Annotated in this window: 26 protein-coding genes; 14 read left to right on the plus strand and 12 right to left on the minus strand. The window is 53.2% G+C overall.

All coding sequences use genetic code 11. The annotated features are described in order from the left end of the window. Window positions 1-61: 61 nt before the first annotated feature. Together ACKWMY_RS04260 and ACKWMY_RS04265 are read left to right on the plus strand one after the other, a co-directional pair. The gene (locus tag ACKWMY_RS04260; RefSeq protein WP_024527016.1) at window positions 62-1,648 is read left to right on the plus strand and encodes a phosphoethanolamine transferase; all 1,587 of its coding nucleotides are present in this window, start codon (window positions 62-64) and stop codon (window positions 1,646-1,648) included. Between the two features lie 81 nt (window positions 1,649-1,729). Next, window positions 1,730-1,945, plus strand: coding sequence for a YgdI/YgdR family lipoprotein (locus ACKWMY_RS04265; protein ID WP_024527015.1), 216 nt, complete (start codon window positions 1,730-1,732; stop codon window positions 1,943-1,945). A gap of 111 nt (window positions 1,946-2,056) precedes the next feature. Here ACKWMY_RS04265 and glsA read toward each other — a convergent pair whose 3' ends face one another. Further along, window positions 2,057-2,995: a glutaminase A gene (gene glsA / locus ACKWMY_RS04270; RefSeq protein ID WP_074029435.1), complete on the minus strand. Its 939-nt coding sequence runs from the start codon at window positions 2,993-2,995 to the stop codon at window positions 2,057-2,059. 485 nt (window positions 2,996-3,480) lie between these two features. After that, window positions 3,481-4,710 (minus strand): peptidase T, encoded by a 1,230-nt coding sequence (pepT, locus tag ACKWMY_RS04275; protein ID WP_409485944.1) that lies wholly within the window; start codon window positions 4,708-4,710, stop codon window positions 3,481-3,483. A 245-nt stretch (window positions 4,711-4,955) separates the two neighbouring features. Between pepT and ACKWMY_RS04280 the strand changes: the two genes are divergently transcribed. From ACKWMY_RS04280 to ACKWMY_RS04295, 4 genes are all read left to right on the plus strand, one after another. Further along, on the plus strand, window positions 4,956-6,548 hold the full coding sequence (locus ACKWMY_RS04280) for an ABC transporter substrate-binding protein (RefSeq protein ID WP_024527012.1): 1,593 nt from the start codon (window positions 4,956-4,958) through the stop codon (window positions 6,546-6,548). Between the two features lie 217 nt (window positions 6,549-6,765). Continuing rightward, entirely contained in the window at window positions 6,766-7,473 is a 708-nt protein-coding gene (locus tag ACKWMY_RS04285) for a response regulator transcription factor (RefSeq protein ID WP_308871340.1), read from the plus strand. After that, a complete protein-coding gene (locus ACKWMY_RS04290) occupies window positions 7,454-8,932 on the plus strand; it encodes an ATP-binding protein (protein ID WP_409485945.1) in 1,479 nt (492 codons plus the stop codon). Before ACKWMY_RS04285 ends, ACKWMY_RS04290 begins: the two co-directional genes overlap by 20 nt. 11 nt (window positions 8,933-8,943) lie before the next feature. After that, the gene (locus ACKWMY_RS04295; RefSeq protein WP_409485946.1) at window positions 8,944-10,194 is read left to right on the plus strand and encodes an ABC transporter substrate-binding protein; all 1,251 of its coding nucleotides are present in this window, start codon (window positions 8,944-8,946) and stop codon (window positions 10,192-10,194) included. A 37-nt stretch (window positions 10,195-10,231) separates the two neighbouring features. Here the strand turns inward: ACKWMY_RS04295 and ACKWMY_RS04300 are convergent, their stop codons facing one another. The 8 genes from ACKWMY_RS04300 to ACKWMY_RS04335 all read right to left on the minus strand — a co-directional run bounded on the left by ACKWMY_RS04300 (window position 10,232) and on the right by ACKWMY_RS04335 (window position 16,725). After that, on the minus strand, window positions 10,232-11,491 hold the full coding sequence (locus tag ACKWMY_RS04300) for a type II toxin-antitoxin system HipA family toxin (protein WP_308871343.1): 1,260 nt from the start codon (window positions 11,489-11,491) through the stop codon (window positions 10,232-10,234). Next, window positions 11,484-11,798 carry a helix-turn-helix transcriptional regulator gene (locus tag ACKWMY_RS04305; protein ID WP_342342518.1) on the minus strand — a complete coding sequence of 105 codons (315 nt, stop codon included), beginning with the start codon at window positions 11,796-11,798 and terminating at the stop codon, window positions 11,484-11,486. The genes ACKWMY_RS04300 and ACKWMY_RS04305 overlap by 8 nt, the downstream gene beginning before the upstream one ends. Before the next feature lie 199 nt (window positions 11,799-11,997). After that, a complete protein-coding gene (agaF, locus tag ACKWMY_RS04310) occupies window positions 11,998-12,435 on the minus strand; it encodes a PTS galactosamine/N-acetylgalactosamine transporter subunit IIA (protein WP_308871344.1) in 438 nt (145 codons plus the stop codon). A gap of 58 nt (window positions 12,436-12,493) precedes the next feature. Then, on the minus strand, window positions 12,494-13,348 hold the full coding sequence (gene agaD / locus ACKWMY_RS04315; protein WP_409485947.1) for a PTS galactosamine transporter subunit IID: 855 nt from the start codon (window positions 13,346-13,348) through the stop codon (window positions 12,494-12,496). Next, on the minus strand, window positions 13,338-14,123 hold the full coding sequence (agaC, locus tag ACKWMY_RS04320) for a PTS galactosamine transporter subunit IIC (RefSeq protein ID WP_308871346.1): 786 nt from the start codon (window positions 14,121-14,123) through the stop codon (window positions 13,338-13,340). The genes agaD and agaC overlap by 11 nt, the downstream gene beginning before the upstream one ends. 35 nt (window positions 14,124-14,158) lie before the next feature. Next, complete coding sequence (gene agaB, locus ACKWMY_RS04325) at window positions 14,159-14,632, minus strand: PTS galactosamine transporter subunit IIB (protein ID WP_308871347.1); 474 nt, start codon at window positions 14,630-14,632, stop codon at window positions 14,159-14,161. 187 nt (window positions 14,633-14,819) lie between these two features. Then, window positions 14,820-15,551: a GntR family transcriptional regulator gene (locus ACKWMY_RS04330; protein WP_308871348.1), complete on the minus strand. Its 732-nt coding sequence runs from the start codon at window positions 15,549-15,551 to the stop codon at window positions 14,820-14,822. Continuing rightward, the gene (locus tag ACKWMY_RS04335; protein ID WP_308871349.1) at window positions 15,541-16,725 is read right to left on the minus strand and encodes an SIS domain-containing protein; all 1,185 of its coding nucleotides are present in this window, start codon (window positions 16,723-16,725) and stop codon (window positions 15,541-15,543) included. The genes ACKWMY_RS04330 and ACKWMY_RS04335 overlap by 11 nt, the downstream gene beginning before the upstream one ends. 242 nt (window positions 16,726-16,967) lie before the next feature. Between ACKWMY_RS04335 and ACKWMY_RS04340 the strand changes: the two genes are divergently transcribed. Genes ACKWMY_RS04340 through ACKWMY_RS04350 form a run of 3 tightly spaced genes read left to right on the plus strand, consistent with a single transcriptional unit; the run spans window position 16,968 to window position 18,467 of the window. Next, window positions 16,968-17,519, plus strand: a complete 552-nt coding sequence (locus tag ACKWMY_RS04340) for a DUF1571 domain-containing protein (protein WP_409485948.1) — start codon at window positions 16,968-16,970, stop codon at window positions 17,517-17,519. 13 nt (window positions 17,520-17,532) lie between these two features. Then, a complete protein-coding gene (locus ACKWMY_RS04345) occupies window positions 17,533-18,003 on the plus strand; it encodes an SRPBCC family protein (RefSeq protein WP_024527009.1) in 471 nt (156 codons plus the stop codon). 38 nt (window positions 18,004-18,041) lie between these two features. Further along, on the plus strand, window positions 18,042-18,467 hold the full coding sequence (locus ACKWMY_RS04350; RefSeq protein WP_074029441.1) for a GNAT family N-acetyltransferase: 426 nt from the start codon (window positions 18,042-18,044) through the stop codon (window positions 18,465-18,467). An 8-nt stretch (window positions 18,468-18,475) separates the two neighbouring features. On the opposite strand, the gene ACKWMY_RS04355 is transcribed toward ACKWMY_RS04350, so the two are convergent. Then, window positions 18,476-19,204: a GntR family transcriptional regulator gene (locus tag ACKWMY_RS04355; protein ID WP_065686591.1), complete on the minus strand. Its 729-nt coding sequence runs from the start codon at window positions 19,202-19,204 to the stop codon at window positions 18,476-18,478. A gap of 245 nt (window positions 19,205-19,449) precedes the next feature. Between ACKWMY_RS04355 and ACKWMY_RS04360 the strand changes: the two genes are divergently transcribed. From ACKWMY_RS04360 to ACKWMY_RS04370, 3 genes are all read left to right on the plus strand, one after another. Beyond that, the gene (locus ACKWMY_RS04360) at window positions 19,450-20,802 is read left to right on the plus strand and encodes an adenylosuccinate lyase family protein (RefSeq protein WP_261160608.1); all 1,353 of its coding nucleotides are present in this window, start codon (window positions 19,450-19,452) and stop codon (window positions 20,800-20,802) included. A 41-nt stretch (window positions 20,803-20,843) separates the two neighbouring features. Continuing rightward, window positions 20,844-22,268 (plus strand): DASS family sodium-coupled anion symporter, encoded by a 1,425-nt coding sequence (locus tag ACKWMY_RS04365; protein WP_065686593.1) that lies wholly within the window; start codon window positions 20,844-20,846, stop codon window positions 22,266-22,268. Between the two features lie 87 nt (window positions 22,269-22,355). After that, the gene (locus tag ACKWMY_RS04370; RefSeq protein WP_409485949.1) at window positions 22,356-23,606 is read left to right on the plus strand and encodes an MFS transporter; all 1,251 of its coding nucleotides are present in this window, start codon (window positions 22,356-22,358) and stop codon (window positions 23,604-23,606) included. Between the two features lie 23 nt (window positions 23,607-23,629). Here ACKWMY_RS04370 and ACKWMY_RS04375 read toward each other — a convergent pair whose 3' ends face one another. Continuing rightward, entirely contained in the window at window positions 23,630-24,838 is a 1,209-nt protein-coding gene (locus ACKWMY_RS04375; protein WP_409485950.1) for an MFS transporter, read from the minus strand. Window positions 24,839-24,933: 95 nt separating this feature from the next. On the opposite strand from ACKWMY_RS04375, the gene ACKWMY_RS04380 reads away from it, so the two are divergent. Both ACKWMY_RS04380 and ACKWMY_RS04385 read left to right on the plus strand, forming a co-directional pair. After that, a complete protein-coding gene (locus ACKWMY_RS04380; RefSeq protein ID WP_409485951.1) occupies window positions 24,934-25,383 on the plus strand; it encodes a winged helix-turn-helix transcriptional regulator in 450 nt (149 codons plus the stop codon). 2 nt (window positions 25,384-25,385) lie between these two features. Next, entirely contained in the window at window positions 25,386-25,673 is a 288-nt protein-coding gene (locus ACKWMY_RS04385) for a putative quinol monooxygenase (protein WP_029710740.1), read from the plus strand. The last annotated feature ends 50 nt before the right edge of the window (window positions 25,674-25,723 follow it).

Genomic DNA, 25,723 nt, shown 5'->3' on the forward strand with positions numbered 1-25,723 from the left:
CGGATTTATGACTCTTCTCTTGTCAGAGTTACCACACAGCATTTGATAACTTTCGGTAAACATGAACTCAACGGTTAAAGATACCCTGGCAGCACGTGACGTCACCCTAACCCCGTGGACAGGCTTTTATTTCCTGCAGTCGCTGCTGATCAACTTCGCCCTCGGCTATCCATTTAGTCTGCTGTATGCCGTGGCGTTCGGCTGTGTGTTACTGCTGCTGTGGCGTCTCAGCCCACGCTTGCAAAAGAGTGTGATCGGGCTGTGTAGCCTCATCGCTGCCATGTATTTCCCGTTTGCTCAGGCCTATGGCTCGCCCAATTTTAATACCCTGCTGGCGTTACACTCGACCTCGGTGGAAGAGTCCAGCGAGATATTGACCATCTTCCCGTGGTACAGCTATCTGGTGTCGCTGTTTATTCTGGCTCTGGGCATTATCGCGTTGCGCCGTAAGCCAACCCCGAAAGGCGCTTGGAACACCCTCAACAGCTTATGTCTCACCATCAGCGTGGTCTGCTTTTTTGTCACGCCAGTACAGAATCTGGCGTACGGCGGCGTGTTTAAATTGACCGATTCTGGTTATCCCGTGTTTCGCTTCGTCAGAGATGTGATCGTCAATAACCAGGAAGTGATTGATGAAAAAGCCCGTATGCAGGCGCTTTCGCAACTGAAAGATTCCTGGAACGTGCTGGCGGTGAAACCGAAGTATCATATTTACATGGTAGTGATCGGCGAAAGCGCGCGGCGAGATGCCTTAGGTGCGTTTGGTGGGCACTGGGACAATACCCCCTTTGCCAGCCACGTAAACGGCACGCTGTTGCTTAACTATATTGCGGCCAGCGGATCAACACAGAAATCGCTCGGCATTACGTTAACCCGTGTTATTAACGGTAAACCCCAGTATCAAGATAACTTCGTCACGTTGGCCAATCGGGCAGGTTTTCAGACCTGGTGGTTCTCAAACCAAGGCCAAATTGGTGAATATGACACCGCTATCGCCAGCATTGCCAAACGTGCCGATGAAGTGCAGTTTCTGAAAAACGGTGATTTTGAAGCAGATAAGAATACCCATGATGAAACGCTGCTCAAGATGACCGCCCAGGTTTTTGCCGCCCCGCGCAACACTAACCCGCAGCTGATCGTCTTGCACCTGATGGGTTCACATCCGCAAGCCTGCGACCGAACTCAGGGGAAATACGTGGACTTTGTACAATCCAAAGAAACCTCCTGCTATCTTTACACCATGACGCAAACTGACAGCCTGCTAAAACAGCTCTATCAGCAGTTACGCGATACCGGGGAAAGTTTCTCAATGGTCTACTTCTCCGATCACGGTCTGGCGTTTAAAGAGCGCGGTACCCAGGTGCAATATCTGGCGCACGATGACCAGTTTCAACAAAATTTTCAGGTCCCCTTTATGGTGCTTTCCAGCGATGACACCGAACACCGCCTGATTAAAGCCCCTCGTTCAGCCAATGATTTCCTGACCTTTTTCGCTTCGTGGACCGGGATAAAAACCAAAGAGCTGACGCCGAAATACTCGTTTCTTTCCGAGCAAAAAGCCGGCCCCGTCTATATCACCAACTTTAAGCTCAAGAAGGTGGACTACACCCATTTACCGACGGATATCTTTGAAACCCAAACGCGCTGAAGTGTAACAAGGTAGCCTTTGCATCTCGGGCCACTTTGTCTGTAATATGAGGCAGTTAAAATGGAAAGAGCCTGTTGACCAATGAAAAAACTCACTTTTCTGCCTCTCATTTTCCTGACACTGGCGCTGGCAGGTTGCACCAGTGACTACATTATCACGACTAAATATGGCGATAGCCTACAGGCCCACGGCGAACCGGACACTGACCGCAATAGCGGTATGACCAGCTATACTGACATGAACGGCGACTATCATCTGATCAATACCAATGATATTTCAGGGATAGTCAAAAAATAGCCTTTCCTGCGGCTGCGTGACTTTCACGCCCGCCATGCGTAAAGCCTTGCCATGGATTGCAGCGGTTGCATTTTTTATACAGGCCCTTAGAAACTGGCGGCCTATTCATGATTAACGCCCCCGATAAAGGTTATATCCCATTTGCTGGGCAACAGCCGCAACCATTTTTTGCCCCCGCACGCTGTTACCAACGGGATCAAGTGGTGGTGAGAACGCAGCAATCCCCATTACACCAGGCACCACGGTCAAAATACCGCCCCCAACACCACTTTTACCTGGCAAACCAACGGTGTATGCCCAATCGCCAGAACTACCATACATCCCTTCCATCGTCATTTCTGCCAAAATAAAGGGCGTGTTAGACTCTGTCAGCACTCGCTTTTTGCTGACGGGGTTGATACCACCGGCGGCAATTGTCGCCCCCATCGTGGCCAATTCAATGGTATTAAGCAGCGTTGAACATTGACGGGTATACACATCGCAGGCTTCCATTGGATCGCAGTACATCGCATCGGCGCTATAGAGTAACCAGGCGATCGCACGGTTATGGAAGTTGGTCGTTTGCTCTGAATCATTCACCTCGTCAGAGAGTGCGATTTGTGCACCCGCTAACTGCTGTTGCATATCAAGAATACGCAACCAGCGGTTTTCACGGTCACTCGCTTTCACTAAGCTCACCGTTGACATTGCCCCGGCATTCACCAGCGGCGAGAGGGGTTTACCTTTATGTAGCTCCAGAGCAATCACTGAGTTAAAGGGCAAGCCAGTGGGATCGGCACCAATCTTGTCCTGAACCTGTTGTGGGCCAACATCTTCCAACGCCAAGGCGAGCGAGCACACTTTTGAAATTGACTCCAGCGCAAAGCGAAACTCCGCATCCCCCTGAGAAATGATATCCCCGTCAACGGTTACAATCGCCAAGGCGGCTAAATGGCTTGGCACGCTCGCTAAAAAAGGGATATAGCTGGCATTCTCGCCGCCACTCAATGTGGAATACTGCGCATAGGCATCCGATGCCACCTGTTGAAGACGTTGTAAATCGATAGTCATGTTGTTTACTCCCAGACTGAATTTGCGGAGTTGGGGGATAATACTCCCAACCCTTGAAAGAAATATTAAGGTTTTGGCACCTGAGCGGCTATTACAGCAGACTCAATAGTTCTCATCACGCCAATGGCTATGCAAAGCCACCATCAGGCCCAGCCATTCTAGGCCCACTCACTTAAACATTGTGTAATAGGCACCCAAGATTGATATCGGGCTGAGGGACCCAAAGTGCCTGGCACAAAGATCAGTACGTTACCCACTGCTGCTAACATAATGGCGATAGGATAGTTTCAATAGTGGTATGACCAGCTATATCGGCATAAACGGCGATTATCATCTGATCATAGTGAAAAAATAGCGGCTGTCTGAGTTTTTATCTGCTAAATCGTAGCGGCTTTCGTGTTTATTCGAGTTAACCAAACAAATAGAACTTTCGCAGCCTGGCTTGAATAAGCCTGGCTGCGATAATGTTGAAGCGATATCCTCCTTTATTTAGCCGCCAGCTTACACAGCGTTAACGCCACATTATAAGAAGCCTCAAACGACTTGAGGGGTAAAAACTCAAACCGTGAATGGAAATTATGCGCGCCGGTAAAGAAGTTTGGCGTTAATAACCCTTTGGCAGACAGCGCCGCACCGTCTGTACCGCCGCGCATCGGGATGACTTTAGGCTCAATGTTCAACTCGGCCAGTGCGGCAAAAATCAAATCTATGGCCCGGCGGTCATCGGTGATGGCATTGCTGATATTGCTGTAGGTATCGCTGATGTGATACTCCACCCGAGCGGTGGGATATTGCGCAGCAATCTTCTCCGCCACTTCACCAATCTGCTGTTTGCGGCGCTCAAAATTCGCCAAATCGAAATCACGGATATTGGCTTTCAGCAGCGCTTCGCTTTGCGATGCCTGCATACCGTTAAACCAGATATAACCTTCGCGCCCTTCGGTATGCTCAGGAGTCTGCTGGCGATCGAAGTGGCCGATGTAATCCATCGCCATCAGCAGCGGATTCACCAGCACACCTTTAGAGGACATCGGGTGACTGGTCACGCCGGTAAAGCGCAGTTCGGCGCTGGCGGCGTTGAAGTTTTCATACACCACTTCACCCAATTCGCAGCAGTCGATAGTCCAGGCAAAGTCGACGTCGAAACGCGCCAGATCCAGCGCTTTGGCGCCACACAGGCCAATCTCTTCGTCCGGTACAAACGCCACCACGATATCGCCGTGTTGGTCCTCTACGGTAAGGTTTTCCAACACCGTCATCACTACCGTGACGGCCGCTTTGTTATCCGCCCCCAACACGCTGGTGCCATCGCTGAAAATAATCTCTTCCCCCGGATAGGCTTTGATTTCCGGGTGTTCAGCGGTGCGTAGCCAGATATCTTGCTGCGCGTTCAGGCACAAATCCTCACCGGTAAAACGCAATATTTGTGGATGGATGTCCGGCGATAAACCAACGTCTACGGTATCAATATGGGTGATGAATCCGATACGTGGCGCACCAGGTACGTTGCCTTTTTTCACTGCGGTGACGGTGGCATGTTCGTCAATAACCACATTATCCAGGCCGAGTTGGCGTAGTTCCTCAGCCAGCATCTCCGCCATGGCGAACTGGCCAGGAGTGCTGGGCAAAGTACTCACCGCTGGGTTGCTCTGGCTGGTGACGGCCAGGTAGCGGAAGAAACGTTGGGTTAACTGCGTGGCGAGCGGTGAAGACATTATGTTGTGTATGAACGCATCCCGTTTGCAAGGCTTCCATGGCTAGGATCACCAGAGCAATCTTTCAGAATTCACCCTTTTGTTAGAGTTTATTTTTGCCAACTACTGCCTTTACCGAGGCTAGCGTTGACCTCATTGTTATCGTTCGATGTTGTTTGCTGACAATGTAAATTTAATGTTATTTATTAAGCGCTTTAGTACAAGCTTTATTTTTCAGTGGTAGGCTCACCAACAGGAAGATAGTGATGATAATTAAAATTACAAAGCTTGCGCTGGCCATAGCAGCGCTCTCAATAAGCTCTGGGGTAGCAGCAAAAACGTTAGTCTATTGTTCAGAAGGTTCACCAGAAAACTTTAACCCGCAACTCTACACCTCCGGGACCAGCGTAGATGCCAGCGCGGTGCCGATCTATAACCGACTGGTGGATTTCAAAGTCGGTACCACCGAACTGCAGCCTAGCCTGGCAGAAAGCTGGGACGTCAGCGAAGACGGTAAGGTGTACACCTTCCATCTGCGCCAAGGAGTGAAGTTCCAGAGCAACAAATATTTCAAGCCAACGCGCGACTTTAACGCCGATGATGTGATCTTCTCGTTTATGCGCCAGAAAGATCCAAACCATCCCTATCACAACGTTTCCAACGGCAACTACTCCAACTTCGAAAGCCTGGAGTTCGGCAAGCTAATCACCGCCATCGACAAGGTTGATGACCATACCGTGCGTTTCACTCTGGCCCATCCGGAAGCGCCGTTTGTTGCCGATTTAGGCTGGTATTTCGCCTCAATTCTCTCTGCGGAATACGCCAATAGCATGTTGAAAGCGGGCACGCCAGAGCGTGTGGATATGGAGCCGATTGGCACCGGGCCGTTTGAATTGAAGCAATATCATAAAGACTCCCGCATCCTGTTTACCGCCTTCCCTGATTACTGGCAGGGCAAAGCGAAAATCGACCGTCTGGTGTTCTCCATCACGCCGGACGCGTCGATCCGTTACGCCAAGCTGGAAAAAAATGAATGCCAGGTGATGCCGTTCCCTAACCCGGCAGACCTGCCACGCATGAGGGAAAATAAAGACATCAACCTGATGCAAAAAGCAGGCTTGAACACCGGCTTCCTGGCGTTTAACACTCAAAAGGCCCCGCTGGATAACGTGAAGGTCCGTCAGGCGTTGGCGTTGGCCATCAATAAACCGGCAATCATCGAGGCAGTATTCCAAGGTACTGGCACTGCGGCGAAAAATATACTGCCTCCGGGCGTGTGGAGTGCCGATGCGGATTTGAAAGACTACGATTACGATCCGGAGAAGGCCAAAGCCCTACTGAAAGAAGCTGGCTTCGCCAACGGTATGACCATCGATCTGTGGGCAATGCCGGTTCAACGCCCGTATAACCCGAACGCCAAGCGCATGGCAGAGATGATCCAGGCCGACTGGGCGAAAGTGGGCGTAACGGCCAAAGTAGTGACCTATGAGTGGGGCGAGTACCTGACGCGGGTGAAAAACGGCGAGCATCAGGCCGCACTGATGGGCTGGACCACGGCAACCGGGGATCCGGATAACTTCTTTGGCCCGCTGTATAGCTGCACGTCAGCCAACGGCGGCTCTAACTCGTCGAAGTGGTGTTATCAGCCGTTTGATAAGCTGATCCTGGAGGCTCGAGCCGAAAGTAACCACCAAAAGCGCGTAGCGCTTTACAAGGAAGCCCAGCAGATGATGCACGATCAGATGCCGGCGGTGATGATTGCCCACTCGACGATTTTTGAGCCGGTGCGCAAAGAGGTCACCGGATACGAAATCGACCCGTTCGGCAAGCATATTTTCTATCAGGTCGATGTGAAATAAGCGCTGACGCTTGAACGATGACTCAGGGCTTCAAACCGAGAGGGATGAAGCCTTTTTTATTACTGCCCCGTAACCGAATTTCGCAACAATCTGACTGTGATAGCTATCACAACTGCAACCTGCCCCCCACGCATACATCCAGCAGCCAGCCTAGCTTCAAGGTATAATCATTCTTTGCTCTGTTATTTGTTTGACCTGCCGTTGCCGGAGCTACACCATGCTGCCCCAAACGCTATTGCTGATCGATGACGACGCGGAAATCCGCCAGTTGCTCTCCGAATATTTTACCCGCGCCGGTTTCGAGGTGATTGCCCTACCCGGTGGCGAAAACCTGTTGGCTAAGCTAAATCAGCACCCGGTGGATCTGATTATTCTGGACGTGATGATGCCAGGCATGGACGGTTTCACCCTGTGCCGTATGGTGCGCAATATTTCCTCGGTGCCGATCATCATGCTGACCGCCGCCTCCGACGAAACGGACAAAGTCATAGGGTTGGAACTGGGCGCCGATGATTACCTGGCTAAACCCTTCAGCGCCCGCGAACTGCTGGCCCGCGTCAAGGCCCAGCTTCGCCGCAACCAAATAGCCCAAATCCCAACGGCCGAAGCACGCTACCTATGCTTTAACGGCTGGAAGCTGGATTTGCTGCGGCGCGAGTTGATCCCTCCTGGCGGCGAGGCCGAGATCATCTCTGGCGTTGAGTTTGCCTTGCTATACCTGTTTCTGCGTAGCCCTCATCAGATCCTCGATCGGGATCAGATATCCGAGATCACCCGCCGTCGGGAGAATAACCCGCTGGAGCGTGGCATCGACGTGCAAATCAGCCGGTTACGCCAACGTATTCACGACGTCGACCGCCGTTTGCTGCGCACAATCAGAAACCAGGGCTACATGATGTGTTGCGATGTCAGCCGTGAATACTGAGCTGGTGCGTTTTAATCCCCGGCAAAAGCCACCGGCCTGGTATCAAAGGCTGTGGCCACGCAAGCTGGTCAGCCGGATGATCGGTATGTTGGTGTGCGCCCTGCTGTTGGCTGAAGTGATTTCCGGAGTGATTTGGTATAAGCAATACAGCATACGCAACGACGCGGGCCTTGAAAGCGCAGTGCGCAGCCTGACGCAAAATATGCTTTCGACCTATAACTTCATGTCTTCCCTGCCACGTAATTACCGCTATCTGGTATTGCAACAGCAGTTGGAATTAGGGGGTTCCCAGTTCTTTTTCTCGATCAACAATCATCCGCTTCAGCAGCAGCCGATTGCCAAAGGGAGCAATGCCACCAGGGCATTGGAACTGGCGCAAAGTGAAGTGCGCAGTCAACTGGGTAACCAACTCCCCACACGGGTTTCGCTAACCGCTGCCAATCAGCTACGGGTATTCAATGCGGGGGTGTTAATGGTCGATCTGCCAACCGGCTGGGCACGCTTTGGCTTGGTGACCGCCAAGGGAGACCAACCGGTTCTGGTGCTGCAAATCGCGCTGAATAAAGACGAATGGCTGTTTATTGCCTCACCTCTGCCCCCCCCTTATGATCAGCTCGATTTGCCGCTGATCGGTACGCGCCAGATCGGTTTTACCCTATGCAGTATGCTGTTGGCGGTACTGTTTGGCGGCTGGTTGATCCGCCGAGAATTGCGTCCGCTGGCCCATCTGGCTCAGGGCGCTCACCAACTGAATACCCAGTTAGACAGCCAGCCGCTGCCCGAAGAAGGCAGTGCCGAGTTGATCAGCGCCACCCGAGCGTTCAACCAGATGCAGGATCGCTTGCGCGCCTACCTGCATAACAGGGAGATCCTGTTTACCGCCATCAGCCACGATCTGAAAACGCCGTTAACCCGGTTACGCCTGCGGGTGGAAGTGCTCGGCGATCCGGTGCTGGAGCAAAAGCTGGAACAGGATTTATGCGATCTGGAAATGATGGTCAAAGGCGCGCTGCAAAGCATGAAAGATACCGATATCCATGAAAATATGGAGCAGATCAACCTCAAGCATCTGCTGGAACAGCTCATGGATGCCCACCGCCCTAACGTCACCCTGCGCGGTGAGCCACAACGGTTACTCGGGCGGCCATTGGCACTCAAACGCTGTATCAATAACCTGGTAGATAATGGCCTGAAATATGGCCATAAGGTAGAGATCAGCGTGGATAACTATACCGAGCACACTACCTTGAGCTTTAGAGATGACGGCCCCGGCATCCCTCAGGATCAGCGCGAGAACGTCTTCAAACCCTACTATCGGTTACAGCATGAGCAACAAGGCAATGGGCTTGGGCTAGCCATCGCCAGAGGGATCGCCCGTGCACACGGCGGCGATATCACTTTATATAATCATCCCTGCGGTGGATTGATCGCCGTACTGCGCTTACGGCGTTACATGTAATGGAGAGCCCGGTGAAAAAATCGCTGTTAGCCTGCCTGCTGTTAAGTCTCTCGGCCCAGAGCTTGGCTGCCACGGTGGAAGTCCTGCATTACTGGACTTCCGAGAGTGAATCCGCTGCCCTGGAGGTGCTCAAGCAGGCGCTGGCCGCCAAAGGCGATACCTGGCAAGACTTTACGGTGAAAGGCGGCGGGGGCGAGAGCGCCTACAGCGTGCTGCAAACCCGCATGATCGCCGGTAATCCGCCCACCGCAGCGCTGATGGAAGGCAAATTTATCCAGGAATGGGGCGCATTGGGCTTTTTATCCAGCCCCTACACCAAAGAACAAACCGACGCGTGGGATCGCGTTCTGCCGCCGATGATCCAGCAGTTCACCAAGTATCACGGGGAATACGTGGCCGTACCGGTTAATAATCACCGCATCAACTGGCTGTGGATCAACCCCAAGCCGTTCAAGGCACTCCATCTCCCCATCCCCACCACTTGGGACGAATTCTTTGTTGTCGCCGACAAGTTGAAGGCCGCAGGTTATATTCCGCTAGCCCATGGTGGCCAGGCATGGCAAGACGCCACGCTGTTTGAAAATATCCTGCTGGGCCTTGAAGGGGGGGATTTCTATCGCGACGTATTCGAAAGGCTGGACAGCAAGGCCATCACCAGCGATCGCATGATCCACGTGTTGGAACAGTTCCGCCGCCTGCATGACGAGATCGATCCTAATTCCGCAGGCCGCCCATGGCATGAGTCCGTCGAGCTGCTCTACAGCGGTAAGGCCGCCATGATGATCATGGGGGACTGGGCCAAAGGCGAGCTAATGCAGATGGGCGCCGTGCCGGGGAAAGATTTTCTGTGCGTCGCGACACCCGGCAGTGAAGACTATTTTATCTACGGCACCGACAGCTTTGCCATTTTGCAGCAGAACGGCAACGCCACGGCCATTGAGGCACAGCGCCACTTGGCGGATGTGCTTATGGACCCCGATTTCCAACGTCGTTTTAATCAGATCAAAGGGTCAATTCCGGCACGTACCGATATCGACATGAGCACCTTTGATGTTTGCGCACAAAAAGCCGCCAAGCTGTTCAAGAGTGCAGGAGCCGCCGACCGTTTACTGCCGAGCATGGCACACTCAATGGCGGTGGATGTACAGACGAAAGAGGTGTTTTTCCGCGTGCTGAATGACTTTTTCACCCATCCCGATATGTCTGCCAAGCAGGCGGTAACTCAGTTAAACACCGCGTTGATTGCAGTGAAAGGGTTATAATCTTCGGGCCGTTGCCCTTGAGTACTAAACCCCAAGTTTAGCGTAGCAGATCGATATTTTCGTCAATCCGATGTTGAATAGTGCGCAGGGTATCTTGCGTGATCGCACTTGGGTACATGTTGCGAGCTATAGTCGCAAACTGGCTGGCCACGTCACACATTCGATCAATGATGCTGCCAGCCGTATCCATTGGGACTTCTGCTTCATCCGCCAGGGCTAGCAGGCCTTCTCGGTAGATATCCAAAGCCTCGCCCATCACGTCCATCTGATGGTACCCGCCCGGCCCCTCGCAAAAAGTCACATCATAGGCTGGTGCTAACTTCCATTCACCGGTAGATGACATAATGTAGGAAAAATTCTTGGGGTGGTCGTCTCGGTTGTTGAACACAATATTGAAGACTACACGCTCAAACGCGCGCGCCTTCTGCCGCATATCATTGGTGCATAACTGAGTCGCGCGCAAGAAATTTACGTAGTCCAAAGTGCCAGCAGTTTGGTAATCGGCTCCGGTAAATGCGGCAAGACTTTGCATAGGCACGCGTAGGCCATCTTGGCGATCAAAGCGTTTGATCGCGAAAGCCGCCAACCCATCAGGCAGGATGAAATGCTGAGTATCGGGGGTCTGGATACCGCACGTGCGCAAGCATTCGGCATAGACCATTTCGATAGCACACACTTCGGGATGCTCTTGTTTGGCCGGAAACTTGATCAGCCAGGCTTCAAATCCTGGTATGAAAGCGGTGGTAAATGTTCCGCTTTGAGGATCGCGATAAACCAGGGCCTTTGGCCTGGCACCTTGCGGAGAACCGCCCACCGACAGCAATTGCTGCAGGAACTCCCCTCCCTCACCATTGAGCACTTCCTGTACTTCTGCGGCCAGCCGCTCAACGGCAAGATGCACTTCAGGCACTAGCCCCTCGAGTGCCACAGGCTCAAACGACATTGCCCCCATGGCATTATTGCCAATGTAGGCCAAGCGTTCTAATGGGCCAATACGTGCTGGATTGAGGCCGCGGCGCTTGAACAAACGCTCCATCAGCAACATACCCCAACCGTCTGGCAACGAGTCGTAGACAGGTCCAGGTAGCCCCCATTGATGGGGTGGGAAATCCCTGCGTAACTTGCCCCCCGCCAAAGGAAGTCTGAAAGAGGACAACTCTAATCCTCTATTCTTCGCCTCGTCGCTGAACTCAAACGCAATCAGCGGACGACCGGTAATAGCTGTCGTAGAAACCAGTGTGCCCCACCTCCAATGCTCACCCCAGCCATCATAATAGACATCAACCTGTTCAAGCATGAGTGAGTTTCCTCTTGGTGCGTTGACGCTTGGCACTGCTTTCATAGCGCAGAATGTCCTCCAAGCTATCCAGCTTAGGCAAGAAGAGCGCTTCCAGCTCCTTACTTCGTCCAAGCACCATGGCTACCCGGATCACGTTCTCAAAACCCACGCTGCGCCCAGCCTCCAAATTGGACACCGTATTGACCCCAATGCCAGCACGTGCGGCCACATCAGCTTGCGTCATCTGCAAAGCTAACCGTTCTGTACGTAGGCGCTCGCACAGCAGTTTGACTATCTCACTCGGCTTACTAAGGCTTAAGTCCAACATGCGTGTCCCCCCTCCCTTCGTTATAGCTCCCTAACACAATAATTATAGAGTTAGCAGTTACAGCCAACAAGGCTCATAACTATAAAATATAGTGTCTTATACCGATAAATAAAACTTAATATACAATAAAATGGATTTATATTCCTAAATCACTCGGGAAATAATGGGCCACCACCAGGTAGCCCGAGGGAAAGTTTCAGATTCCGTCGCTGAAATCTTCTGTGGCAGGCTTACTTTGATCGGCTGAGCGGAAATTCAAGATCCCCTGCTTCCCGCAGGCTAACGCCTGGGCAACAAAGACCTTAACATCGTCAACCTCGTCGCGTTCCATCATCATCTCGGCCAGCATTTGCAGGTTGGTTCCGGCAATCACGTCGCTGGCGGGTAACGCCTGGCTGAGCAACACCGAGCTGCGGAACGGAGAACCGCCAATCAGATCGGTAAAGAACAGAGTTCCGCTGCCCACAGGCAGAGACTCGAGCGCCTGTTTCAGTTGTTCATCCAACTGCTGGGTACTCATTTCCGGCATAAAATCCACGGCCACAACCTGGGGCTGTGGGCCGATCACCTGCTCAACCGCATTAAACAGCCCGCTGGCGAACCGACCATGCCCGGTGATAATAAGGTTAATCATTACAGACTCTCCTGCTAAGTCATTAAAATTTCAGCGAGCACCCCACTAAAATGATGCGTTACAGCACCCCCAGCCAGGACAACGCCACCGACAGGACAAACGTCACTAGAATCAGGGTTACCGGGCTAACCTTCCTGGCCCGTAGCAGGTAATACATCAGCAGCGTATAGCCCAGCGGCAACAGGTTCGGGAAGACCTTATCGAAGAATGCCTCCTGAATGGAAACCGCATGGCCTGCGGTCACCTCCACCTTCGCCACTACGCTCAGATGGACATAGGAAGCGATCAGCCCGCCAACCACCGTCACCCCCAGAATGGTAGCCGCCCGCGAGATTGCCACCGAGCTGGTCCGCAATTTGTCGATGGCTTTCACCCCGAGCGAATAACCCAGATGAGTCCAGACCACCCGTAACAGGAACAGCGCCAGGTAAACGCCAAAGAAAATCACCGGGCCAAGAATACTGCCCTGGCTGGCGAAAGAGGCACACACCCCAGCGACGATCGGCAGCAGAGTGAACCAGAAGATGGCATCACCAATCCCCGCCAACGGACCGAACAGCGCCACCTTCAAGCCTTTGATCAGGTCGCGACTTTCACGGCGCTCTTCCAGTGAGATCAGTAGCCCCATCAGGAACCCGGCGGCGTTGGTATTGGTGTTAATGAACTCCAGGTTGTCTGTCATGGATGCGGCTAGCGCATCTTTATCCTTGCCATAGATTTTTTTCAGCAACGGCGCTTGCGCGCTGGCAAAGCCTGTGGCCTGCATACGTTCGTAGTTAAACCCTGACTGCAACAGCGCGGAACGGAAACCCAGGCGGGTAATATCGCCCCGGGTCAGCACGGTTTTTGGCGGGTTGCCCTGCTCATCCACCGCAGGCAGCGCCGTTTCGGTCACATTGATTTCAGATGCCATCTTCCATATCCCCCGAAGTGATTGCTGGAGCCACAGCCTTTTTCTGCTGGTTAAAGTATTCGTACACCGCAAACGCCGCGCCCAGCACCGCTACCGGCAACAGGTTTTGTACCGGAATAAAGGTGACAAACAAAAAGCCGACGATAAAGAACGGAATAAACGGCGTCTTCATCATGACCTTGAGCAGCAGGCCAAAACCAACGGCAGGCAATATGCCACCGGCTACTTCAAATCCGTGCGTCAACCAGGCTGGCATTGATTGCACCAGCGTCTGCATCGCCCCCTGCGAAACATAGGCACACAGGAACGTCACTGCCGCATAGGTCACCGCAACAATGCTGGTCAGCAGCAGGTTCAGACGGCCCAGCGAACCGGTATCGCCTGCTTTGGCATAGCTATCGGCTTTCTGCATAAAGAACGAGAAGGCTGAGTAGTAGAACAGAATGATGTACTGCATCAGGAAGCTGAACGGCAGCCCGAGCCCAATGGCCGTTTTGGCGTCCACGCCGGTACTGTGGGCAATCACCGTCGTCATGATCCCCGCCAACACGGGGTTCGGTGGCTGAGTGCCGCCAATCGGTGTCAGGCCAGTAAAGGCCAGCTCGGTCAAAGCCCCGGTGATCAGCCCCGTCTGGATATCACCCAGGATCGCGCCGGTCAGCGTGCAAACTATCAGAGGACGGAAGATATAAAGGGCCTCTAACCAGAAGTCGATACCGACTATCAAGGCCATTATTGCCAATCCGGCGCCCTGCATAAGCGTAATTTCATGCATGGTTTATCCTGCCATTGTTGAGTTGTGGTAACCGATTAGTTGATGTTGCTTTTACCATCGCTTGGCGTGTCCTGAATAAACACCGTAACCCCTTTGGCCTTGATGGCCCGCAGGTCGGTTAGATCCTGCTCGTCCACGTAGACCTTCTTGCTCAGCGCCTGTTTGCCCTCAACGAAGTGCATATTGCCCACGTTGACGTCCTTGATCGGCACGCCACCTTCCACCAGCACACGCGCTTCATGTGGGGTGCGGCAAACGATAAAGATCTTCTGCGCCGCCGAAGCTTTATTAATGATTTCGATGGTTTTTTGCAGCGAGAAGAAACGGATGCCAATCCCCATCGATTCAGCGGTCATCGACATGATTTGCTGTTGCAGCGGATCGTTTGCTACACCGTCGTCGGCAACCAACAGCAAGTTGGCGCCCAGTGAGGAGGACCACGCAACGCCAACCTGGCCATGCACCAGACGGTTATCGATACGCAGTAAAAGAATATTCGGGTTTGCCATAGCGTTTCTCCTTGCCAAGAATAAAGACGCCTGCTTCTTCTTCCCCTGCGGGATACCCGACGGGTAGAGAAGCGGACAACCTCAGTCTACGGCGAACAAAACGCGCGAAGGCTACATGATAATGTTGATTTATTGCAGCGCTGCAAGATAAGGCGGCCTATCTTGCAACACCGCAAGGATTGGCGGCTTAACCACGCAAGTAGCGGAAACTCAGGGGATAACGTTCGGTATTGGCGTAGCTGACGGTCAGCTCAAAAGGCGTACCGTGGCTGGAGGCCAAACGGGTGATTTCAATGCAGGATTGGCCCGGGGAGAAATCCAGTCGCTGTGCCACCAGTGTAGACGCGGCCAGGGCACGGTAATCATCCTGCGCCTGCATACTCAGCAGGTTAAAGTCCCGCGCCAAGGTGTAATACAGCCCATATTGCTCAACCCGCAGACGATCCAGTGTGGCAAAACGTTCGGCGGGCAGCAGCGTGGTTTCATACAGGGCAGGAAGCCCTTCAACGAAGCGCAAACGCTCCAGCAACAGCACCTGTTGCTGGGGTGGAAGGTTAAGATTCTGCGCCTGCTGTAAGCTGGGTTGGCAGCGTTCAAGCCGCAAAACCTGCGTATGGTGCGCCAAACCGGCCTGCTCCATTTTCTCGCTGAAGCTCACCGGCAAGGTGTTATCAGACAACCAAGCCGGGGTGGTGATCATGGTACCAAAACCCCGTTTCTTGGTCAGATAGCCGCGCTGCGCCAACATTTCCACCGCGGCGCGTAAGGTGACGCGACCGCATTGGTAATGCTGGCAAAGCGCCTGCTCCGGCGGCAACAGCGAATCAAGCGGGAATTCACCCGCTTCAATCCGTTCACGTAAGTTCTTGGCAATATGTAAATACAGCGGTGCAGCTTGTTCGAGCTCGTTAACCATCATCTCTTCCGTAGATCGTCACCCGACAGACTTTGGCCACTTTGCCATCGTTGGACGGCATATCGGCTTGCACACCCAGATGGCGGGCGCGTAAAAGTCCTAACATTTGGGCAAAGATAACATACAGCAGGCCACTAAACACTTCGGGCATTTGCGTTAATTCGGCAGCATCAAAATGCAGATACTGGTCGCAAGCCTGCGCAACTCGCGGATCTTCGTTGGCATAGATACCGATGATTTTTCCTTGCGGATGACGCTGTGCCTTCAGCTCGGCCGCCATATCCAGGTCGTAACGCAGGATCTCCGGGTCTGGCGAGAGATAATTCACCACGGTCACCGGTTGGTTCACGATCAGTTTTGGCCCATGACGGAACGCCAGCGGAGAGAAATCGTCCGTAGCTTGCAGGCCGTTACACATCTCCAGCAGCTTCAGACTGGCATCGGCGGCGATAAACTGCAGCGATGAGGAACCCAGGCTGATCACTACCGGCATCTCACTCTGCGCCAGTTGATCCAAGATAGCCATTTGCTGCGATAAGAAGTAACGAGCGCCATGCCGGTAGATATTCAGCGCCTGTTCTGCACGTTCCCATTGCTGCGGCAGGAAGATCAGCAACAGGTACCAGATAGGGAGCGTGAACTCGGCGGCGGCGGCAAACGAGCCATTTTTAGTCTCTGCCGGTGCCGGGATATAGAGCGTTCTTGGCTGTTGCTGGCTGCGCTTGGGCAATTCACCCTGGGGATCGTTGACGATAAACAGATGGTGGCACTCATCAATATAGCGCTCGGCCAGCTCCAGCACCGCGATGCTCTCCGGCGTGCTGCCTGAACTGGTGATCGACACCAGTAACGTCGGCTGATCCTCCAGATACAGTTCGGGTTTGACGACGATATCGGTGCTGGCCAATACGCGGATATTGTGCCCGGTTTGCTGGCGCAGCCAGGTAGCAGCGACCCGCGCGGCGCTGAGTGAAGAGCCAGCGCCACACAGAATGATATTCAGTGGCTTATCGCCCAGTCCTCGCCAAAAGCTCTCTATCTCCTCACGATGTTGTTGCACGATATCAAAGCCGGCTTGCCAGATCTGCGGCTGATTACAGATCGATTGCAGCGTCAGCAATCCGCCATTCTGCTGCCATTGTTGCTGGTCAAAAAGTTCACTCAGGGTATGTGGCATCTTAAACCTCCAAACATTCGAATGTTATGATGTTTTCAGAATGAAGAATAAAACCGCTATCGTCTGTGATCCAGATCCTATATTTAATTAATGAGGCCAGCCTTTTTCGGCCAGGGTTCCACAGGGAGAAAAGTATCAACCACTTATTCGGCCACCAATGGCTTCTGGCAACGATGTTGATAGCTAGCGCTCATACTTTCGCAGCATCCCCCTCTGACCCGATTAGTCAGGCGCAGGAGCAATTGGCCCAGATTGCTGAGTATCAGTGCAAGATCGACTCACGCTCGGCACAAGGCGATCGCAACCTGATGCGTTACAGCTACCGTAAGCCGGGCTATGTGCGGATGGATTTCAGCGAACCTCATCGTGGTGCCGTGCTGATCTATGATCCCGATAGCGCTAAGGTACGCGTATGGCCATTCGGTATCGGCACTCTGCCAGTGCTGAGCCTGTCACCCAGCAACTCGTTGGTACAAGGCCCTAACGGCCATCGCATAGACCAATCGGACGTTGGCACCTTGCTGCGTAATATTCGCCACCTCCAGCAAGGGGGAAAAACGACCGTCATCGGTAAGGAAGCCCTGGCGGGACAAGCCGCTTTGCATGTCACCATCCTTGGAGCAGCGGGGGTTAATGTCGGTGGCGTTCACCGTTATGAGGTTTGGTTAGAGGATAGTCACAGCTTCCCAACCAAGGTGGTCAGCTACGATACCGACAATCGAGAAATAGAAACCGTGATGATGGACGCTCTGGTGTTCAACCTGCATTTTCCCACTGACTTCTTTACCCCTTAAGGCAGAGCCCAATATGGCCGAATACCAGTTCGTCACCACCTGGCGTATCAAAGCCCCATTACAGACGGTGTGGGAGGTACTCTATCATCCCGATATCTGGCCAAGCTGGTGGAAAAACCTGTTACAGGTGGTCGAGATAGTGAAAGGCAATGAGCTTGGGATCGGGGCGCTACATCATTATACCTGGCAAGGCGTGCTGCCTTACCGCATCACTTTCGACATGCATATAGTCAATATCGTGCCACTACAGCTATTGGAGGGACAAGCCAGCGGCGAAGTTGAAGGGGTTGGCCAATGGCTGTTAAGTTCCGATGGGGTTTATACCCTTGCGCGTTATACCTGGCATGTCCGAACCACTACGCTCTGGATGAACTGCCTGGCACCGCTGGCAGCACCGTTATTTCGCTGGAACCACGATGCGGTGATGCGGGCCGGAGCCAAAGGATTGGCGCAACGGCTGGGTACCAGCGTTGAAATGAGTTGATTGTCAGCTATAGTGCTAGCAAATCATCAGGAGCCGCCATGCACATAAGACCTTACCAAGAGGCCGATCGCCTTTTCCTGCGCAGCCTGTATCTGGCCGCCCGCCAAACCGCCTTTACCTGGCGTGACACGCGAAATTATCGGCTGGAAGATTTTGATCGCTCAACGATTGGCGAAGAGATCTGGGTAGCCGAACGGGACGGCAAGCTGCTCGGCTTTGTCTCGATTTATCACGCCGATAATTTTATTCATAATCTGTATGTCGATCCTCTCCTGCCGCCGCAGGGCGTGGGCAGCGCGCTGTTGCATGCCGCAGAACAGACGTTTACCTCAACCGGGTCGCTCAAGTGCCTGGTGAAAAATGACAAGGCGCTGGCGTTCTATCACAAGCACGGCTGGCAGATCGTCTCCACCGGTGGTGACGGCGGCGAAGAGTATTACCTTTTACATTCGCCGAAAGGATAGCGTTGTTCTTAAGCTTGCGGTTTCAGCACAATGGAACAAGCGTATCTGTCCGCCGGATGGATGGACACCGTCGTTTCGAACGTTTCACCATGGCGGTCCACGTAACGACGAACAATTCTCAGTGCGGGTGAGCCGGGTTCAACGCCAAGCACTTTGGCAATTTTCGGCGATACACCAACGGCGGTGATGGTCTGCCGAACCTCTTCACTCTTGACCCCATAATGTTTTTCAATCAGCTCGCTGATCAATGCGTAGGGATCGCTGCGCACCAGGCGACGTATCTTGTCATAAATAAGTCGGGTATAGCTGTCTGTCCAGCAGATGGGGGCGTCTTTCTTTGCGCCGTCTTCACGGATACTGGCGATATGTAACCAGCGCGACCCTGGCGCACCGCCGATCACTTGAGATAGCTCCTCATCAGCCACCACCTCATCAATCTTTTTCACCACCCGAAGGTTATTGTTGGCCAGGAAAAGCAAATCTTCCAGGCTGGCCAGCGGGTGATTCATAGCGCTGTCTGATTTTTTTTCCACTATCAGCGTGCCAATCCCCTTACGCCTGACGATCAACCCCTGCTCGGTGATATCACGCAAGGCTTCACGAATGGTATGTCGGCTGACATCAAACTGTTCGCACAGCTCCATTTCAGGTGGCAACAGCGTGCCTACCGGGTACTTACCCGAGGCAATGCTTTGCACCAGCTCACGAGCAATACGTTTATAAAGAGATTCTTTCATAGCGGTCTGGCCGTTACTCCCGAAAAAACTTTCAGATCAACATCACAAAGTTGTAGCAAGACAGCTTTGCTCAAATGTCCGTACATACTATATTGTCCGTACATATCAAATGTACGGACATTTAAGGTAACCTGAACAGCAAGAGTCCTCGTTTCCTCGCGCCTCACGAGCTGCTGTTTAGCCACCTGTCCCTATATGACATATGAAATAAATCTTACCACCATTCTTACACTCAGGGAGGCAATATGGCTTCTAATGTTCTTGATTCTATTCTGTTCCGTGACGCTTTTGGTACCCCGGAAATGCGTGCCATTTTTGATGATCGCGAGTTGGTACGCAAGTACGTCGAGGTGGAGGTCGCTCTGGCCAAAGCCGAAGCTCGCTGTGGGGTGATCCCAGTGGAAGCCGCAGAGGAAATTGCGGCCAGATGCAGTGCAGACACGCTGGATTTTGACCTACTGCGTCATGAAACCGAAATCGTTGGCTATCCCATTTTACCGTTGGTGCATCAGATATCGAAGCAGGCTGGCAGCTCAGGGGGATACGTTCACTGGGGGGCAACGACACAAGATATTATGGATACCGCAGTAGTCCTGCAAATCCGCGATGCATTCGAACTTATCGAAACCGATATCAACGAACTACGCCGCATTCTGGCTGACATGGCACAGCGCTACCGAACCACCCCAATGGCCGGACGCACCCATTTGCAGCAAGCCTTGCCGATCACCTTCGGTTATAAGGCGGCAATCTGGCTCAATATGTTTGATCGGCACGCTGAACGCCTGGCACAAGCCCGCCCGCGCGTCCTGGTAGGTCAATTCGCCGGAGCCGCCGGGACGTTGGCATCGCTGGGGGATAAGGGGCTGGCTGTGCAGCAGGCGATGATGGAAGAGCTGAGGCTGGGTACTCCGGACTCCACCTGGCATGTAGCACGCGACGGTTTTGCCGAAGCCGTTAACCTGTTGGGCCTGATCACCGGATCGTTGGGCAAAATCGCCTATGACGTCATGCTAATGGCCTCAAACGAATTCGGCGAACTCTATGAACCCTTCGTCAAAGGCCGTGGTGCCAGCAGTACCATGCCGCAAAAACGCAATCCCATATCCAGTGAGCTTATGCTGGCCTGTGCCAAAGGAGTTCGTCAGCAGGCTGGGTTGATGTTGGATGCGATGGTCCAGGATCTGGAGCGCGCTACCGGGCCCTGGCATGCCGAATGGATAGCCATCCCAGAAAGCTTCATTCTCAGCGCCGGTGCACTGAAGCAGGCAAGATTTATGCTCGGTGGGCTGATTGTGGATGAAGCTGCCATGGCAAAAAACCTGGACATGACTAATGGGTTGATCGTAGCAGAAGCCGTGATGATGGGGCTTGCACCTTATATTGGCCGCCAGGATGCCCATGATGTGGTGTATGACGCCTGCCGCATTGTCAATGAACAGGGTGGACGCCTCGCCGATGTGCTGAACGCGTTACCGGCTATTGCCAGTCGTCTGGAGCCAGAGCTGATTGAGCAGCTTACCGATCCGACCAATTATTTGGGTATGGCACCGCAAATGGTGGATCGGGCAGTACAGCAATCAGCCAAACAGGGCTAACGCATCCGCAGGAAATTCAATCCTTGTATAAGGAGATAATTATGTCAGCAGGATCACCCGACAGAAAGAAAAAAGCTATCGCCACCCTGATCCCACTGCTTTTAGGCTTGGCAATCTGGCTTTACCCGGTCCCCGAGGGATTAACACCGCAGGCTTGGCAGATGTTCGCCATCTTTGCAGCAACTATTGCGGCAATTCTGACTCAACCACTGCCCTCCGGGGCAGTCATGCTGGTCGCGCTTTGCGTAGCCATTTTTACCGGAACCCTGACGGAGGCTAAAGCCTTATCCGGCTTTGCCAGTGGGACAGTATGGCTGATTTTCTGTGCTTATATCCTGTCACTGGGGTTCGTTACCTCCGGCTTGGGCAAGCGTATCGCCTATAAAATGCTGTCACTATTTGGTGGCAGCAGCCTGGGGATTGCCTACTCGCTAGGGGTATCCGATCTGATTATGGCTCCGGCCATGCCATCGGTAACCGCCAGATCGGGAGGCATCATCTTTCCCATCGTACGCTCTATCAATGAAGTCTTAGGGTCGGCACCAGGTAAGAGCGGTAAAAAGATCGGCGACTTTCTGATTATGGTGTGCTTCCAGTTCACCCCCATTACCGGTGCCATATTTCTGACGGGTATGGCGGCGAACCCACTGGTGGGCAGCCTGGCAAAAGATTCGTTGGGGGTAGAAATAACCTGGGGTGGCTGGTTCGTGGCCGCGGTCGTTCCCGCCATGGTGTGCTTTTTCCTGATGCCACTGCTGGTCTATAAGATCTTGAACCCGGAACTTAAAAAGACCCCGGAAGCGAAAGACATGGGACGCCGTGCCCTCAATGAGCTGGGTGCTATGTCAGGCGTTGAAAAAAAGGTCGCGCTGGGTTTTATCTTGGCGCTGCTGGGCTGGGGCACCAGTCTGCTGACAGGATTATCGGCCACCACGGTAGGGCTGGGGTTGGCTGCCTATCTGTTTGCTACTCATGCCGTGAGTTGGAAAGACCTGCTTAAAGATCAGGCCGCGTGGGATACGGTGATCTGGTTCAGCGTCATCATCAGCCTGGCGGGCGGGCTATCCAGCCTCGGTTTTATCAGTTGGATGACCACCAAGCTCGAAACCACTATTAGCGGTTTTGGCGCAATGCAGACGTTTGTCATTCTGGGGATACTGTATATTTATGTGCATTATCTGTTTGCCACGGCCTCCGGCCATGTCGCTGCACTGTATGCACCGTTCGCGGCTACCGCTATCGCTGCTGGCGCGCCACCGATGATGGTTGCCATCTGTTTTGGTATTTTCAGCAATTTGATGTGGGGAAATACCGAATATGGCGGCGGCCCTGGCCCCATTTACTTCGCTCAGGGATATTTTGAACGGCCACGTTTCTACAAAATCAATTTTTGCGTGGTGACGTTCAACGTCATTCTGATCTTCGTTGTCGGCCTCGCCTGGTGGAAATTGCTGGGGTACTATTGATTACTATTACCGAATCAGGCGTCATGGGCATAGCGCCTGATTCATTCAGTGCATTCACTCCCCATAACCAACCAAGGAATAGCCATCGTGGATCCGGCTGGCGTCAATACAGGGATAGACACCTACCGCGCACAAACAAAGCGCTACGTACATCTGCTTTTTGCCCTTCAGGCGATAGGTGCATCCTCACCTGCGATTATCATCTCACTGGGCGGATTGGTGGGTGAGACATTAAGCAGTAATAAAGCCTTATCCACGCTGCCGGTCAGTCTCTTCAATATTGGCCTGGCCTTGTCCGTGTTACCTGTAGGAGCCCTGATAGCCCGCTTTGGGCGCGTTAACGCCTATACCCTTGGTGCGCTCAGTGCGCTCATCGGGGGGATAATAGCTGCATGGGGCGTCATAAACGGCTCCTTCATCCTGTTCTGTCTGGGCTGTCTGATGGCCGGGGGTTACGCGGCGTGCGTGCAAAGCTACCGTTTTGCGGTAACGGATTATGTCACCAAACCTGAGCAACCCGTGGCGATCTCCCGGGTTATGCTTGGCGGACTGTTGGCAGCAGTGATTGGCCCACAACTGGTGATCTGGACGCAAAACCTGTTGCCAGTTCCCCTGTCGGCCAGTTTCCTCGGGCAGTCTCTGCTGGCGTTGATTGCGTTGCTGCTTTTATGGCAAATGCGGCGCATGACCGCTCGCTTGGCGGCTCAACAAAACCCGCTTTCCGACCCCGTTCAAACAACATCAACAGATAAAATTCGCTCTCTGGGGGAAATCGCCGGTTCATTGCGCTTTATCACCACCGCAGTGGCAGCCTTGGTCTCTTATGGGCTGATGACGTTTATGATGACCGCAACGCCGCTGGCGATGATCCATCACGGACACAGCCTGTCTACTGCCACATTAGGTATCCAATGGCATATTCTGGCCATGTACGCGCCGGCGTTTATCACTGGCCGGCTGATATCGCGTTTCGGGCCACGTAACGTCTGCGCCAGCGGGCTATTGCTGACGGCCTGCGCCGCTGCGGTTTCCATGATAGGCACCGAGGTCATCTGGTTCTGGGGAGGATTAATTCTGCTTGGCGTCGGCTGGAACTTTGGCTTTGTCAGCGCGACCGTCATGCTGAGCGCTTGTTACACACATCAAGAACGGCTGAAGGTTCAATCACTGAATGACTCTTTTGTCTTCGGCACCACCGCATTAGCCTCTCTGTTATCTGGGCAGATGATGCATATTCTCGGCTGGTTCTGGCTGAATATGCTGGTGTTTATCCCAGTCGTCATTGCGTTGGGATTGTTGTTTATCCAGGGTATGGCGGAAAAAAAAGCGGCAGCATAACCCTGCACTGGCGTATGGAAGGGTCAACGGCAATATTTCAGCGTGCGCCACCAAAACAGCAATGCCACCAGGCTTACCGAGCCGCCCAGCCAGCATACGCCATGCCACCCCGCCCACGCATAAATATGGCTACCGGCAAACGCCCCCAACCCACTGCCGACGGCATAAAACAGCATGTAGCACCCAACCAGGCGACTGTGGGACTGCGGGTGCGCAGTGAAAATCATGCTCTGATTCAGGACATGGATTGCCTGCCCGGCCAGATCCAGCAAGATGATACCGCCAATCAGGTACGCCATTCCTCGCTCCATCAACCCAAGCGGCAACCAAGCGATCATCAACAACAACAGGCACATCCCGCTAACTGTCTGCCCCCAGCCTTGGTCAGCCAGATGCCCGGCTCTCATCGCCGCCAGCGCACCAACTGCCCCTACCAACCCAAATGCACCAATGGTCGAATGAGAAAAAAGAAATGGGGGCTGGCTCAAGGGGAGAACCAGCGTGCTCCAGAAGATGCTGAATGCCGCGAACATCAGCAACGCCAACATACCGCGCACCTGCAAAATCCGGTCATGGCGTAACAGGCTCAGCATTGAGCTCAGCAGTTGCCAATAACTTAACTTCACCTCGGAAGCTGGCTGCTTTGGCAATAAACGAGCCAGAACAGGAAGTAATATCAGGGTAATAGCCGCTGAGAAAAAGTAGACCGTTCGCCAACCGCCGATATCCGCGAGTCCCCCAGAGAGAGTGCGCGCCAGCAGTAAACCCATCACCACTCCGCCCTGAGCGGCCCCCACCACGCGTCCACGTTCCTGCGGGGAGGCCAACGTAGCGGCAAAGGCGATCAATCCCTGCGTCATTGCGGTTCCCAACAGTCCCACCAACAGCATAGCCACGAGTAGCACCACGCTGCTGCTCGACACGCCGACCATCAGCAACGCGAGCATCAGCAGTATTTGCTGCACTGCCAGCAGGCGATGGCGATCCAGCAAATCCCCCAAAGGAACCACCAATAACAGCGCACAGGCACAACCGACCTGGGTCGCCGTAATCACCATCCCTACTCTTGCCAAGCTGATATTAAAATCCTCCGCAATGGCATCAAGCAGCGGTTGCGCGTAATAAACAGTGGCCACGCTGAAAGCGCAGGCTGCGGCCAACAGCAGCACCAGTGACGTAGGTAAAAGCTCAACAGACTGCGAGCGGAAGGCTTCCAGCGGTTTATCACTCATCAAGCGCCTCGTTACAAGTGGTTTCATTATTAAACTCAATGCACTTTAGTGAAAGAGGTTTTATAATGCAACCAGAATAATTCTGGAGCCGCAGCATGAAACGAAAAAGCCTTGAGGATGCTCAATGCCCAGTAGCACGAACCTTGGATGTGCTGGGTGACTGGTGGTCACTGTTGATCATCCGCGACGCCTTTGACGGCATCAGCCGGTTTAGTGAGTTTCAAAAGAATCTGGGGATGGCAAAGAATATTCTTTCCACTCGGCTACGCACGCTGGTCGCCCAGGGGATCTTGCAAGTAAGCCCTGCCGCCGATGGCAGCGCCTATCAGGAGTATTTGCTGACCGATAAAGGCCGCGAAATCTTCCCGATTATCGTCGCACTGCGCCAATGGGGAGAGGATCATCTTTTTGCGGCAGGAGAGGACTATTCACGCCTGGTGGAAAACGACAGCGGCCAGCCAATACCTCGTATGACACCAATCGGTCATGCCGGGCAAGCACTCAACTTACGCAATACTCGAGTCGTAAAAGTGGATGAGAAATAAAAATGCTGAAAGTCATTGCCGAAGATTTTATCAAGGTTGAAGCGATAGAAACGGTGTTGCCACTTTATCAAGAGCTGGTTGAAGCCACCAAGCAGGAACCCCGCTGCATTGCCTATGATCTGTATGTCGATCAAAAGGATGCCGGGCACTTTATCTTTATCGAAGAGTGGCCAGATCGCGCGGCGTTGGATGCTCACTGCGCGACCGAACACTTTAAACGCCTGGTGCCGCTGATCGATCAACATAAACGTAAGGATGCCAGCTATATATTGATGGATCCCTTTGTCTAACAGCATGATTACAGCCCATGTGCTCCTTGGGCTAGTTTTTCGTACAAAAA

The sequence above is a fragment of the Serratia sp. J2 genome (genome assembly GCF_046269175.1).
GTDB lineage: Bacteria > Pseudomonadota > Gammaproteobacteria > Enterobacterales > Enterobacteriaceae > Chania > Chania fonticola_C.

Bases quoted from the DNA above. Each gene is read 5' to 3' on its own strand.
- ACKWMY_RS04260 (WP_024527016.1), top strand. From the start codon at position 62: ATGAACTCAACGGTTAAAGATACCCTGGCAGCACGTGACGTCACCCTA.
- ACKWMY_RS04265 (WP_024527015.1), top strand. From the start codon at position 1,730: ATGAAAAAACTCACTTTTCTGCCTCTCATTTTCCTGACACTGGCGCTG.
- glsA (WP_074029435.1), bottom strand. From the start codon at position 2,995: ATGACTATCGATTTACAACGTCTTCAACAGGTGGCATCGGATGCCTAT.
- pepT (WP_409485944.1), bottom strand. From the start codon at position 4,710: ATGTCTTCACCGCTCGCCACGCAGTTAACCCAACGTTTCTTCCGCTAC.
- ACKWMY_RS04280 (WP_024527012.1), top strand. From the start codon at position 4,956: ATGATAATTAAAATTACAAAGCTTGCGCTGGCCATAGCAGCGCTCTCA.
- ACKWMY_RS04285 (WP_308871340.1), top strand. From the start codon at position 6,766: ATGCTGCCCCAAACGCTATTGCTGATCGATGACGACGCGGAAATCCGC.
- ACKWMY_RS04290 (WP_409485945.1), top strand. From the start codon at position 7,454: ATGTCAGCCGTGAATACTGAGCTGGTGCGTTTTAATCCCCGGCAAAAG.
- ACKWMY_RS04300 (WP_308871343.1), bottom strand. From the start codon at position 11,491: ATGCTTGAACAGGTTGATGTCTATTATGATGGCTGGGGTGAGCATTGG.
- agaF (WP_308871344.1), bottom strand. From the start codon at position 12,435: ATGATTAACCTTATTATCACCGGGCATGGTCGGTTCGCCAGCGGGCTG.
- agaD (WP_409485947.1), bottom strand. From the start codon at position 13,348: ATGGCATCTGAAATCAATGTGACCGAAACGGCGCTGCCTGCGGTGGAT.
- agaC (WP_308871346.1), bottom strand. From the start codon at position 14,123: ATGCATGAAATTACGCTTATGCAGGGCGCCGGATTGGCAATAATGGCC.
- agaB (WP_308871347.1), bottom strand. From the start codon at position 14,632: ATGGCAAACCCGAATATTCTTTTACTGCGTATCGATAACCGTCTGGTG.
- ACKWMY_RS04330 (WP_308871348.1), bottom strand. From the start codon at position 15,551: ATGATGGTTAACGAGCTCGAACAAGCTGCACCGCTGTATTTACATATT.
- ACKWMY_RS04335 (WP_308871349.1), bottom strand. From the start codon at position 16,725: ATGCCACATACCCTGAGTGAACTTTTTGACCAGCAACAATGGCAGCAG.
- ACKWMY_RS04345 (WP_024527009.1), top strand. From the start codon at position 17,533: ATGGCCGAATACCAGTTCGTCACCACCTGGCGTATCAAAGCCCCATTA.
- ACKWMY_RS04350 (WP_074029441.1), top strand. From the start codon at position 18,042: ATGCACATAAGACCTTACCAAGAGGCCGATCGCCTTTTCCTGCGCAGC.
- ACKWMY_RS04355 (WP_065686591.1), bottom strand. From the start codon at position 19,204: ATGAAAGAATCTCTTTATAAACGTATTGCTCGTGAGCTGGTGCAAAGC.
- ACKWMY_RS04360 (WP_261160608.1), top strand. From the start codon at position 19,450: ATGGCTTCTAATGTTCTTGATTCTATTCTGTTCCGTGACGCTTTTGGT.
- ACKWMY_RS04365 (WP_065686593.1), top strand. From the start codon at position 20,844: ATGTCAGCAGGATCACCCGACAGAAAGAAAAAAGCTATCGCCACCCTG.
- ACKWMY_RS04375 (WP_409485950.1), bottom strand. From the start codon at position 24,838: ATGAGTGATAAACCGCTGGAAGCCTTCCGCTCGCAGTCTGTTGAGCTT.
- ACKWMY_RS04380 (WP_409485951.1), top strand. From the start codon at position 24,934: ATGAAACGAAAAAGCCTTGAGGATGCTCAATGCCCAGTAGCACGAACC.
- ACKWMY_RS04385 (WP_029710740.1), top strand. From the start codon at position 25,386: ATGCTGAAAGTCATTGCCGAAGATTTTATCAAGGTTGAAGCGATAGAA.